The following is a 14,073-nucleotide window of genomic DNA, read 5'->3' on the forward strand; positions in this document are numbered from 1 at the left end:
TTTTCCCATGTTACAAACTCACCCTATTATGGCGGGAAGTATAGAAATTACCTCTTTTTTATTAGGCTATATATATTTTTTTGAATTATTTTTGTGCGCCTGAATCAATCTGAGATATTATATTATGATGAAACATACACTTCTTACACTATTTATGTTCCTGTCTTTATTATGTCACGGACAATCATATAAATTCTTCACAACAGACAGGGAACTGTCCAGCAGTCTGATCAACAAGATATATCAGGACCGGAACGGTATGATCTGGATCGCCACCGAAGACGGACTGAACCGCTACGACGGAGCCAAATTCGTCATCTACAAGCATGATCCGGAAAACGAGCACTCTCTCTGCCACAACTACGTACGCGCCCTGTATGAAGACAGCAAGGGACGATTGTTCGTAGGAACCTATAATGGAATACAGTTATACGATCCCGCCACCGACAGCTTCAGCACACAGGCGCAATGGGAAGACGGAAAGACTTTTGACAGCAATATCATGTCCATTCTGGAGTGTAGGAACGGAGAAATATGGGTATCGGGAAACAACTTGTGTACCATAACCATCACACAGGGGAAACTGACTGCACACAAACTGGATTTACCTATCCCCACCCAAATGACAGACTACATGATAGAGGACAGACAACACAATCTTTGGGTAACACAGGGTGAGAATGGTATCTACCGCCTCTCTGCGGACAATAAAAGCAAGCACTTTCTGAAACAAGAGAAGGGAATGACCATTGTGGACCTCTATGAAGACAACTACGGAGACATCTACCTGGCAACCATAGGCAAAGGATTGCTGAAATATAACCAACCGGCAGAAGAGTTCATTCCTATCCTTTATAAAGGAAAACAAAACCTGCCTATCAAATCCATCTGCCAGATAAGCCAGAACGAGCTTTGTCTGGGCACGGACGGGAAAGGCGCCAAGATTTTCAACATCCCCAAACAGCTCATCACGGATTACCCTTTTGATAATAATTACCTCGACTCCGGTACCTCCAAAGTACACTCCGTCCTGAAAGACAATGCAGGAAACCTATGGATAGCCATTTACCAGAAAGGGGTTATGATGATTCCCGCACAGCCCAACAGTTTCAAGTACATAGGCTACAAATCAATAAACAAGAATATCATCGGCTCCAACTGTATCACCTCACTCTGCCGCGACCACGAAGGCATATTATGGATAGGTACTGACAACGACGGCATATACGGTATCACCACAGAACTGAAGCAAAGAGTCCATTATGCCCCACATGACAGCCCTTCTTCGGTTCCTTCCACCGTTTTCGGCCTGTATGAAGACTCTGAACGTAATCTGTGGTTCGGATCCTATACCAACGGACTAGGCAGACTGGATAAGAAAACAGGACAGTGCAGCTATCTGCAGAATCTGACAGACAAGCATGGAAACCGTATCCAACGCGTGTATGATCTGGTTGAAGACCAGGACAAACGACTCTGGATAGCCACCATGGGAGCCGGACTTTTCTATTATGACTTGAAGACAGGACAGTCTGTATATGATCCTAAATTCAATGCTGCCACCGAAAAATATAAATGGATAAGCTGTCTTCTGTATGCCGGTGACAACCACCTTTATGTAGGAACGTATGACGGAATAAGATGTATAGACCTGAGCACCGACGACTTCAAGACTGAGGAAATCCTGTCCAGACACATCATCCACTCCCTTTATGAAGACCCCCAAGGCAACATCTGGATAGGCAGTTCCGACGGACTGGCGGAATGGAATCCCCAAACCCGGCAACTAAAGACCTACACCACCGCCCACGGACTATCCAGTAACGCCGTATATGCCATCAAAGGAGACGGGCAGGACAACTTATGGATAAGCACCAATGCCGGAATGTCACGTTTTAATCTGAATACCCACACGTTCAGCAATTTCTATGCAGACGACGGCCTGCAAGGAAATGAATTCAGCAAAAACGCCTCTTTTGCCGACCACAACGGCATACTCTGGTTTGGAGGTACAAATGGAATTACCTATTTCAATCCTCAAGAGATTACAAATCCCGCAAAAAAATGGAACGTACGCATCATCGACTTCTATCTGCACGACCAGCCCATAAGGAAAGGAATGTTGTCGGGCGGAAAAGAAATCATAAACACCTCCGTCTTTGAGGCCCGGGATTTCCACTTGTCACATAACGACAACGCTTTCAGCATCGAGTTCTCTACCCGCGAACTAAATAATTCCGAACGTATCACGTATCTATATACCATAAACAACACCCCCTGGGTCAAGCTTCCCAAAGGAGTCAACCGAGTGTCATTCAGCGACCTTCCCCCCGGCGATTATCATTTCCGGATCAAAGCCGAAGATTATCTGCTGGAATCCGACACCGATGAAATCACCATTCACATCGCACCGGCATGGTGGGCATCGGGCTGGGCCATGCTGATCTATGCCTTATTGGCAGTAGCAGCCGTCTATGGCATCATCCTGCAAGTGAGACACCGTTACCGCATAAGGCAGGAAATGATGCAACATATCCATGCTGAACAGATAAACGAAGCCAAGCTACAGTTTTTCATCAACATCTCCCACGAGATACGTACTCCGATGTCGCTCATCATCAGTCCTTTGCAAAAACTGATGACAAACGATACAGACCACGAACGGCAAAAGAACTACCGCATCATCTGGCGCAATTCCGAAAGAATCCTTCGGCTTGTAAACCAATTGATGGATATACGCAAGATAGACAAAGGGCAGATGTCACTCGTTTTCCGTGAAACCGAAATGACCGGATTCATTAATGATTTGTGTGAAACCTTTACAGAACAAGCGAACAAAAAACAAATTACTTTGCAGTTCCACCACGAGGGCGCCGACCACTTAAAGTTGTGGGTGGACCCGGTGAACTTCGACAAAATTATCCTGAACATCCTGTCCAATGCCTTCAAATTCACCCCCGAAGGAGGCAGTGTGGACATACGGCTACGCACCGGTAAGGACTCCACCCTGCCGAAACCATTACAACAGTATGCCGAAATTACCGTGACCGACAGCGGAATAGGAATCGCCCCCAAAGAAACAGAACACATATTCGAACGCTTTTACCAGATACGGAATAGCCAAAACAACTCAAACATAGGTACCGGTATCGGGCTGCACCTCACCCGCTCACTGGTGGAACTTCATCACGGAGACATCCGTGTAGAAAATAATCCGGACGGACAACCGGGATGCAGCTTTATCATCCGTATGCCTCTGGGATGCGCCCATCTGCGCAAAGAAGAAATGGAAGCCGACAAAGCTCCTCTCTTCCACACTCCGGCTCCGGTCCTTCCTGTTCCTTATGAAACCGAGGAAGAAGAAAACGGAAAAACACGAACCAAAACGAAATACAAAGTACTGGTGGTAGAAGACGATGAAGATATACGCCGCTATATCTGCCGTGAACTGGCAAGCGATTACCATACCCTGGAAAGCTGCAACGGCAAGGAGGCACTGGAAAGCATCTTCAATAAAACCCCGGACCTGGTAATAAGTGATGTCATGATGCCCGAAATGGACGGACTTACCTTATGCCACAAAATAAAGCAAAATGTGAACCTGAACCACATCCCGGTAATACTGCTCACCGCCAAGACACGGGAGGAAGACAATCTGGAAGGTCTGGAAACAGGAGCCGACGCCTACATGACCAAACCTTTCCATATGGAGATATTGAGGAAAACGGCCGCCAACCTGATCCGCAGTCGTGAACGGCTACGCAATACCTATACCGGACAACAGACCCAAGGAGATAAGGTACAACCAATAGAAGTACAGTCCCCCGATGACAAACTGATGGAACGAATCATGCGGGTCATCAACGAAAACCTGAGCAACCCGAACCTCACCGTGGAGATGATTACCACCGAGGTAGGCATCAGCCGCGTGCACTTGCACCGTAAACTGAAAGAACTGACCAACCAGACCACACGGGATTTTATCCGGAACATCCGACTGAAACAAGCGGCAGAACTGTTGTCGAAGAAACGGTACACCATAGCCGAAGTGGCGGACTTGACCGGATTCACCAATCCCAACAATTTCTCGACCGCTTTCAAGGATCTGTACGGAATGCCTCCCAGCATATACATGGAACAACATTTGAAACAGGATAAGAATAAGGAAGAGAACTGAAAATAATTTCCGGTTCTCTTTTCCACCAAGTACAGACCCAGTTTCCGCCGAATGCAAACTTTGCGGATACAATGGTATGAACAAATACACTTTTCCTACAAAACACTCTTACATATACCTATTTCACGAACCTTTCTTCAGTCCATTCAGCCGGCATAACTCACTATTACACAATGCATAAGGCTGACAGTAGTCCTTTCAGTCTGCTATCAGTCCTTTCAGCCGATGGAAAAATATTTCCCAAGCTCTTTCCTTACTTCAAAACATATCCGACAGGAACAGACAGACCCCATATCCACCAATCGCAAACTACAAGCAGCAACAAGCTGTACAAGTATCCTTTACCAGCCTGATGAATACCCTAATTCCTCTTGATAAATTTATCGTTTCACTAAGGTGATGAAATTGCATCACCTTAGTAAAGAATCCTCATCACTTAAGTGATAAAACTTACCCACCTAAGTGAAACAGTAAATTTATCAGAAGGAAGCCACATACTCATCAAACTGAAAACATATATTCTATGGGAAGATGATAACCTACCCAGCAGTCCATACCATAAAAAGACCGCCGCTTCTTCCATCAGAAACAGAAAGAAACGGCGGGTACTCTTAAAAAACAAAAAATCAATCTCTGTATCCCGGATTCTGATAAGCGTCTTTTTCCTCCTCTGTCATTTCCATGCCATCCAACTGTCCTTGTGGGATAGGACGGAGATAATGGAACGCTTCGATGGTACGGCTGTAAGTCTGCGGATTGTGATCACCCTTGCCTCCACAAATCACGTAACTGTCAGCATATTCGTTCCATTTCTGAGTACGAACCAAGTCGAACCAACGATAACCTTCGCCATAGAACTCGCGGCTGCGTTCATCCAGAATATAGTTGATGTCAATGGTTGCCGGAGTGGCGGCTGTCATTTCAGCACTGAAATCACGATCCACTTCCTTGTACTCGGCATTGCTGTAAGTCCAGCGACCGGCACGGGCACGAAGCACGTTCACCAGGTCACGGGCAGACTTGCCGGCTTGTGTGGCAGCTCCTTCTACGGCAGCTTCGGCAGCAACCAGATAAAGTTCGGAGAACTTGGCGATGTTATACGGACGGGTACTTCCCGCATTGGGCTGTCCTGCTCCGGAGCCGTTGTCTGTACGATACGGGCCGAGTTTCCAAAGACCGGGATATACATAGCGGCCTACCGCATCCAGTCCCAATACCCAGTCGGCACGACCGGGCAACGTACCTGCTCCCAGATTGCTTTTAGAACCTTCTCCTGCATAGTCTATCTTATCCATATCCTGGAATACGAAAGAGAATATAGGTTCACGTTCTTTCACTTTCATTCCGTTGGCATTGGTCACCGATTCCCAGTTCTGTCCGGCTGTAGACCAGTTGCCGCGATAAACAGTAGTAAAAGTACCGTCGTAACGGGAGTCGTTCACCTTGTCGGCAAACGTCTTGGTAAACACACCCAACGGAGGAGCCATACGGGTCCAAGGGCGGCCATAACACTGCTCGGCAATACGGTTGATGACAGCCTGATTATCAGCCGAACGCGCGTCGGTATAGTTCCAGTTCATCATCCATCCGGCAAAGTTATCGGGAGCACCACCGCCACCGTAGCTCAGGCTGCCACCATTATAATACTCGTCTTCCTGCGTATGGTCTGCATAGAGCAGGATTTCCATGTTACGGTCATTGGGTCCGGCATTCACCATCCAGAAGCTTTCCTGCAAGCCGAAAGGACCGGGGTTCTCGATAGCAGTAACCGCCACATCGTATGCCTGCTGGAAGTACCATGCCGCATCGTGTCCGTCGGGGTCCGTACGCTGGCACTCGGGATAAGTAGGAATGTTATTCGGATTCTTCAGCCACCAGGCATAAGTCAGATAAGCCTTTGCCAAGTACAGGCGGGCAACGGTCTTGGTCACTCCGCCCGTCACACGAGGATTAGCGGGCAAGTTCTCGATAGCGGTCAGCAAGTCGGGGAAGATGGCCTTGGTGTACACTTCGGGCACGGTATTGCGCACGGAGGTACGTGAAGGAGTGATATTGAACTTCAGTTCGCCGGAACCTAGGTCCAGAGGCACTCCGCCGAAGGTCTGCACCAACAGGAAATAATCGAACGCACGGAAGAAGCGGGCTTCGGAAACCAATGATTCATTGACTCCTACTTCGGCACCGTTCTCTATCACTCCGTTAGCGGTGTTGATGTTCGAGAAAGCGGTTCCCCACAAGGCGTCGGAACGGCAAGTCGTGGCAGTCAGGTTGCCTACTCCGGACAGGTCGGCATCCTTGAAGTTACCATCGGCACTCCATCCCCAGGTTGCCTCATCGGTTCCCGTCAGACAGGAATTATAATAATAAGCTTGTCCGTAAATATAGCGCAAGTGTGCATACATGGAGGTCACACCGCCTTCCACCCCCTTTTCTGTCTTAAAGAAAGTAGGATCATAACTGCTGCGCGGCTGCTCGTCCAGAATGTCTGAACAGGATGCTGTCAGGAACAAAGCCAGTGCGGCTGTTCCCAAAACTCTTATTTTTGAAAATATAGGTTTCATAGTCATGCTTTCATTTAGAATGTTAAGTTAATACCGAATAAATAGTTACGGGTGGACGGTGAGTTAGTACCTACTGTCAGGAATCGTTTCTGAATACCTTCTGTCACAGCTACATTCTCGTTACCGTAAGAGTTGGTTTCGGGATCCAGTCCGGTTTCTTTATGGAAAGGAGAACAGATGATGAACGGATTCTGTACGGACAGGTAAGCACGCAGGCTCTGTACGCCCATGCGGGTCAGCCAAGCCTGCTTCTCGAAGTTGTAGCCCAATGTGATGTTGCGCACTTTCCAGTAAGAAGAGTCAAAATAACCCAATGTGCTTCCGTATTTCGGATTGTCACCACTCTGGATACCACCCGGTTTCGGGTACTTGGCACCCTTGTTCTCCGGTGTCCAGTAGTCTACATCCACTTGTCCGCGACGACCGGTCAGCATATTCAGGTAACCGTTGCTGTGGTGCAGCGTACTGATCAGCTTGCCTCCGCAACGGAAGGCGGTGATAACGTTCAAGTCGAAGCCTTTATAGGCCACGCGAGTGCTGAAACCTCCTTGGAATTTAGGTTCCAAGCTGATAATCTGACGGTCTTCAGGACCAATGGCGCGAGTCGGCTTGCCGCTGGCATCACGATCACCGGTATATTTCACTTTGATCATACCTTCATTGCCACCTGGCTCCAGAATGTCCAAGTATTGGAAATCGGGATCATCACTGTTCCATAAGCCTACTTTTTCATAGTCGTAGATACAGTCGATGGGATGTCCTACAAACCAGTTGTTCGCTTTATCATCTTTGGAGCCCGAAGCCAGTTCGGTCAGTTTGTTACGGTTGGCAGACAGGTTGAGGCTTGCCTCCCATGTCCATCCGTTATGGTTGTCCAGAATCGTTCCGTTCAAGGTAAATTCAAAACCTTTGTTTTCCGTCTTTCCCACATTAGCCATATAGCTGCTTACTCCCGAAGTGGAAGGAAGGCTTACGCTTTGCAGCAAGTCGGTGGTTTTCTGAATGTAATACTCAAATGTACCGGACAGGCGTCCTCTCAGCAAGGTGAAGTCCAGACCGAAGTTCCATGTAGAAGAATATTCCCACCCCAATTCGGCATTAGGCAGTTCGGATACATAGTAACCGGTGACATAGCCGGTAGGACCGAAGTTATAAGGACGGGTTGCCAAGCGTCCCCAGGTCTTGTAAGGATCAACAGCCTGGTTGGAGGTCTGTCCGTAACCTACACGCAGTTTCAGGATATCTATCCAGTCCACCTCGTCCATAAACTCTTCCTGACGAATGTTCCATCCTGCCGATACGGCGGGATAAGTGTGCCATTGGTGTCCCTTTGCCAAACGTGAAGAAGCGTCGGCACGTACAGTCGCCATCAACATATAGCGATTGTCGTAAGTGTACATCACACGGCCCATCCAAGACATCAGACCGCTCTTCTGATAGTTCCAGTTGTCGGGGTTCACCGTAATGGTGCCTTCCGCACGCCCGATGTTGTAGAATTGGAAATATTCGGCAGGAATATCCCGTCCGGCAACGTCCGAACGTGTATAGACAGTCTGTTCGGCAGAGTACATACCGACAACGTTCAGCTGGTGTTTTCCGAAAGTACGGTCGTAAGTCAGCAGGTTCTCCACAGTCCAGTTGGTTGTTTCCGAGTGGTTCAGCGAAGCGGTAGACGGAGTGTCGGCCGTAGTGCTGTTGATGCCTTCGCCGGTGAACGATCCACCTTTAGTAGAACGATAGTTCAAACCCAGGTTGACACGGTATTTCAAACCTTCCACCCACGGGCATTTCACTTCGGCAAACAGGTTGTTGTACGTACCGAAGCCTTCGGTCTTGCTCAGCCAACTGTCTTCCAATTCTTCCACAACGCCTCTGGTCAATACAAATGACTCATCCTGACTGTTGTATTTCACGGTACGTTTCAATGTGCCGTCCGCATTATAGGGGTTAGCGATAGGAGACATGGCAAGCACACCATACAGTCCGATATTGGAACCTTTGGTGACGTTATAGTTGGTATTGTTCACCAGTCCGAAGCGGAAATATTTTCCCACACCCTGATCGAAAGAACCACGCAGAGAGTAACGGGTATAGTTCTGAGTAGGAATGACACCCTGATCCTTATAGTAAGCCGCGCCAAAGCTGTAGCCTCCACCGTTGGTACCACCGGACACGCTGACATCGTGGCTGTTTACATAACCGTCTCGGAACATCAAGTCCTGCCAGTCAGTATCCACATCGTCCGACTCGTCCACCGAATTCTCGAACTTGCCTGCCAGTTTACGCATTTCGGCAAACTTGCTGCCGTTCATCATGGGATATTTGGAGAATACTTTCTTCATACCTGCATACCCATTGTAAGTAAACCGGGCGGGACTACCCTGTGCACCTTTGTGTGTAGTGATCAGGATAACACCATTGGCACCGCGCGAACCGTAGATAGCAGTAGAAGATGCATCCTTCAAGATATCCATGCTCTTGATATCTCCGGGATTGATATCGGACAAATTACCCATAAAGGGGATTCCGTCTAATACTACCAACGGGTCGTTACTGGCGTTCAACGAACGGGTACCACGAATACGAATCTGCATGGAAGCGCCCGGTGCGGAAGAAGTCTGAGCCATATCCACACCTGCCACGCGGTTCTGCAAAGCGTATGTAATATTGGTGGCAGGCATCTCACGCAGCTTCTCTCCGCCTACCGATGCAATAGATCCGGTCACGTCACTCTTGCGGGCGCTACCGTAACCAATCACCACCACTTCTTCCAAAGCTTTGGAATCTTCCTTCAATGTAATCTTTAAAGAACTCTTTCCCGCTACCGGGATTTCCTCGTTCTTGTAACCGACAAAACTCACCACCAACACGGCGTTTTTCGATACATTCAATGCAAAGTTACCATCAAAATCGGTAATCGTACCGTTGGTAGTGCCTTTTTCCAAGACACTGGCTCCGATGATAGCTTCACCACTTGTGTCCTTTACTACACCTTTTACCATCACGCTCTGTGCAAATGCCCACAGAGGAATGAGACAGAACAGAAGCATCAGCCCCACCGGCCTAAAATTCATAGCATTTTTCATTAATACATTAATTTAAGTTATACAAAAAATCAAATAGTCATTTATTTTAAGGTGGCATACATGCCTATCGTTGTTCCGGTAAAGCCTCCGGCAGTGGCCGTTGACAGATACCCGGCGTCCACGTTCCTGCACAACACGTTCCACACACCTTCCTGGCGAGCATAGTAGAAATCATAATGTGTTCCGCGCGAAACCACCTTCAGGTCGGTAAGCACTCCTCTGTCGTCCAAGCGAACGGAAGCCAGCATCTTACTTTCCCCATCGCCTATCTGCCTGAGGGAAATACATTCACCTTGGTCATCCCTGCCTACAGCCAGGAAATATTGATGCTTTTCGTCCTTGAACAACAATATGCCCGCTTGCTCCGCCTTGCTCTGCGGACAGAACAACATACGCGTGCTGCATTCGAACTTATGATGCTGCAACCGGCGGCATATAAAAGCCGGCACCTTCTTTTCGGAAGCACTGACTGAATCACATTTCAAAGTGAGATAACCCGGAGTCTGGGAAAGCGAGTAAAGTCCGGTAGCAGGAGCACGCAAAGTCATCCATTCCATACCCAATGTTTGTCCGTCGAAACCGTCATTCATTTCAAAGTTTCCGAAGGTGGCAGATTCGTCACGCTTCACTCCTTCGCGGCGGACAATGACTGGCACCAGATCATCCCCCTGCGTCATATAGGGGAAACCATCCTCACTCCACTTGACGGGCATCATAAAAGTCTCACGTCCTAAATTCTCGAACGTGTTGTTTATGGGACGGCAAGCCAGAAAGACTGCCCACCAATCCCCTTCCCGGGTTTGAACCAAGTCGGCATGTCCGGCGCACGTCACCGGATTGGGACGCTCCGCATCCAGCTGACGCTGGGTCAGAATAGGGTTATTCTTCCACGGTATGAATTTGCCCGTCGGAGAATCACCACGGAAAATTACTTCCGAATGCCATCCGGCTGTTCCACCCTCGGCAGACATCAGGAAGTAGTTCCCGTTTATTTTATAAAGGTGCGGACCTTCAATCCAGATGGGCTTGTCCTCCGGACGAGCTCCCTTGTTCACCAGAATCTTGCGCGGTCCCACCGTCTTGTCCGCATTCACATCAAATTCCTGCACACGGATGGTACGATGTCCACTGTATTCGGGCTTGTTGTCCGGCGCGTCATCATTATTGACAAGGTAGGCCTTCCCATCTTCATCGAAAAAGAAAGAGGGATCAATGCCTGTCACTTCGGGCAACATAATAGGATCAGACCATTCGCCAAAAGGATCTTGTGTCTTCACAAAGAAGTTTCCGGCCCCTACATTGGTAGTAACCATATAATAAGTCTTGTTATGCGGGTTGTAGGATATGGCCGGAGCAAAAATTCCTCCGCTTACGTGTTGCCCCTCCATGTTGACTAATTGAGAAGGACGATTCAAGATATGTCCTACCTGCTTCCAGTTCACCAAGTCTTTGCTGTGGAAAAGAGGCACACCCGGATAATAAGTAAAGGTGGAAACAGCCAGAAAATAATCGCCTTCGCCATTGGTGCAAATGCTGGGATCGGAATACCATCCCGGCAGAATGGGATTATAAAAATAATCATCTCCCGGAAGCGGATTGGAAATATAGACATCATCCTCACCTTTATAATTAAAGTAATCGAAAAGAGCGACAGACTTTCCTACAACTGGCAAATCATTTCCTTTCTTGATCGAACTACATGAGGTAAAGGAGGAGCCCAACACCCCTAAAGCGATCAGCACGCCCGACCATCTTTTCAGCTTTTGTTTTTGTTTCATTGTCTTTCTAGTATTATAATTGACCAATTCCTTTACGGATTTCAGACGCAAATATAGAAAGTGTCGCCGAATATAAATTCTCTGCATGATACACGCATCTTTCGTAGAGTTACATCTTGCTTCAAACGTGTTACATGAATCTTTATTTGCGTTACAATACATACATAACATACTATATTACAACAAATTATAATTACGCCACCAGATACTGTAATTGAAGAACACGGATATAAAAAGACCGTTTGTAAGTCCCGGACGACGAACGGAATCTCTGCAAACGGTCTGTTTGGACAATACCCGGCAAAGCAACCGGTCCAATCTGTCCGGATGATGTATCACTGATTTATTTTTAGACAGATTCTATGGTCTTTATTTTCCCTTCCGCATCGTACTCCAATTCGCACACCTTCAGGCTGCGCAACCAAGTGGTTCCCCCCGAAGGGACACAATCGTGGTGAAACAGATACCATTTTCCTTTGTATTCTACAATGGCATGATGAGTAGTCCAACCTACCACAGGCTGCAAAATAACCCCTTGATAAGTGAACGGACCATACGGATTATCTCCTGTGGCATAGCAAAGCAGATGAGTGTCTCCCGTAGAATAAGAAAAATAATATTTCCCGTTATACTTGTGCATCCATGAAGCCTCGAAAAAGCGGCGCGCATTGTCACCGGCAGTCAACGGATGTCCGTGTTCATCCAGAATAACCAAAGGCCGCGGCTCTTCGGCAAACTGAAGCATATCGTCCGAAAGTTTCACCACACGTGAAGGCAAAGCCGGTTCACCATCAGCCGGAAAAGCCGCACACTCCAATGCCTTGTTGTTGCGATAACGCTGAAGCTGCCCGCCCCATAAACCGCCGAAATACATATAATAGTTCCCATTACCATCATCAAATACCGCCGGATCTATACTGTAGCTTCCACGCATGGGATCGGGCTGGGGAATGAACGGCCCTTCGGGGCAATCGCTCACCGCCACGCCGATACGGAAGATGTCGTTCCGGTCTTTCAATGGAAAATACATATAATAGTTCCCGTTTTTACGAGCCACATCACAATCCCACAACTGACGCCCGGCCCAAGGGATATCCGAAACTTTCAGTACGACTCCGTGATCGGTCACTGTTCCGTTCATCACATCTTCTGTAGAAAAGACATGATAGTCACACATGTCAAAATGATCACCATTGTCATTCTCCTCCACTCCGCTCTCACGGTCATGAGAAGGATAAATGTAAAGCTTTCCGTCAAAAACATGTACGGCAGGATCTGCCATATAGTCTCCAGGCACCAAGTATCTGAATTTCTTTTCCATATCGTTACGTTATTAAATGTTCTGTTTTCCAATCAGTTCTTCCACAAAAGGTTTCGGCCGGCAATCACGGTCGAACAATAAAGGATAATCCACACGTCCGGGCACAGGGAAATTATTCTTCCATGAGTCACCGTCCGTCACCCCCCACGCCGTCACACGGGTAATGATATTCGAATGTTTCAGGAAAAGACCGAAAAATTCCTTCATCCGGTTATTCCATGCCACAGACACAGAGTCGGGCAAACCGTCGGGATAGGGATTCAGGGATTGTTTATAAGACACCGTGTCCGAAATATTGGCTCCCATCCGTGCCGTGGGCAATGCACTCATATCCCATTCGGTTACCATCACCTTTACTCCGGCAGCTGCAAATGCCAGTATACTGGCTTCAAATTCGGACACTGACGGATAATCCATTCCCATGTGTCCCTGCATACCTACCGCGTCGATGCGCAGTCCACGGTCTTTCAGCATCTTTACCAATTCGACTACTTTGTCACGCTTAGCCTTCCCGTCCATGCCATAATCATTATAGTAAAGTTCGGCTTCCGGATCTGCCTCATGAGCATACTGAAAAATAAGCGGGATGTACTCTTCGCCTAATATCTCGTAAAAAGGAGATTTACGCCAGGAGCCGTCCGATTCAATGGCTTCATTCAACACATCCCAGCCCTTTATACGCCCTTTATAGTGCGTCACAATAGTCTGGATATGTTTTTTTATACGCTCCTTCAAGATGTCGGCACTTACTGTTTTTCCTTGTTCGTCCACACAGAACCAAGGTGCCAGCTGTGAATGCCAGATAAGGCAATGCCCTATAACAGCCATATCGTTCTCCTCGCCAAAACGAACCAACCGGTCCGCTTCCGTAAAATCAAAATGGTCTTCCTCCGGATGAATCACTTCGCATTTCATGCAATTCTCGGCCACAATAGAATTAAAATGACGTTTTACCACTTTCGAGGCGCAAGTATCCTGACCTGCTGCCTGACGTACATTCAACGCTACCCCCATCAGAAACTTGCCCGAAGCTGCTTCCTTCAGCGAAGGATCCGGCTGCATACCGGCCTTCCGGTCATTGCCGCAAGCGGCCATTAATCCGGCAATGGCAGCCAATAATGTTACATATCTTATTTTCATATTACAAAGT

Annotated in this window: 6 protein-coding genes; 1 reads left to right on the forward strand and 5 read right to left on the reverse strand. The window is 47.8% G+C overall.

Features of this window, described 5'->3' with window-relative positions:
• Window positions 1–124 precede the first annotated feature (124 nt).
• The gene (locus GKD17_RS16360) at window positions 125–4,177 is read left to right on the forward strand and encodes a hybrid sensor histidine kinase/response regulator transcription factor (RefSeq protein ID WP_007831807.1); all 4,053 of its coding nucleotides are present in this window, start codon (window positions 125–127) and stop codon (window positions 4,175–4,177) included.
• Between the two features lie 626 nt (window positions 4,178–4,803).
• On the opposite strand, the gene GKD17_RS16365 is transcribed toward GKD17_RS16360, so the two are convergent.
• From GKD17_RS16365 to GKD17_RS16385, 5 genes are all read right to left on the reverse strand, one after another.
• Window positions 4,804–6,738 carry a RagB/SusD family nutrient uptake outer membrane protein gene (locus tag GKD17_RS16365; protein WP_007839858.1) on the reverse strand — a complete coding sequence of 645 codons (1,935 nt, stop codon included), beginning with the start codon at window positions 6,736–6,738 and terminating at the stop codon, window positions 4,804–4,806.
• A gap of 14 nt (window positions 6,739–6,752) precedes the next feature.
• Window positions 6,753–9,824, reverse strand: coding sequence for a SusC/RagA family TonB-linked outer membrane protein (locus tag GKD17_RS16370; RefSeq protein ID WP_007831803.1), 3,072 nt, complete (start codon window positions 9,822–9,824; stop codon window positions 6,753–6,755).
• A 41-nt stretch (window positions 9,825–9,865) separates the two neighbouring features.
• Complete coding sequence (locus GKD17_RS16375) at window positions 9,866–11,602, reverse strand: glycoside hydrolase family 43 protein (protein WP_008653769.1); 1,737 nt, start codon at window positions 11,600–11,602, stop codon at window positions 9,866–9,868.
• 349 nt (window positions 11,603–11,951) lie between these two features.
• Window positions 11,952–12,923, reverse strand: a complete 972-nt coding sequence (locus tag GKD17_RS16380; RefSeq protein ID WP_007831799.1) for a glycoside hydrolase family 43 protein — start codon at window positions 12,921–12,923, stop codon at window positions 11,952–11,954.
• Between the two features lie 12 nt (window positions 12,924–12,935).
• Entirely contained in the window at window positions 12,936–14,063 is a 1,128-nt protein-coding gene (locus tag GKD17_RS16385) for an endo-1,4-beta-xylanase (RefSeq protein WP_007831798.1), read from the reverse strand.
• Between the last annotated feature and the right edge of the window lie 10 nt (window positions 14,064–14,073).

Source organism: Phocaeicola dorei (genome assembly GCF_013009555.1).
Taxonomy (GTDB): Bacteria; Bacteroidota; Bacteroidia; order Bacteroidales; family Bacteroidaceae; genus Phocaeicola; species Phocaeicola dorei.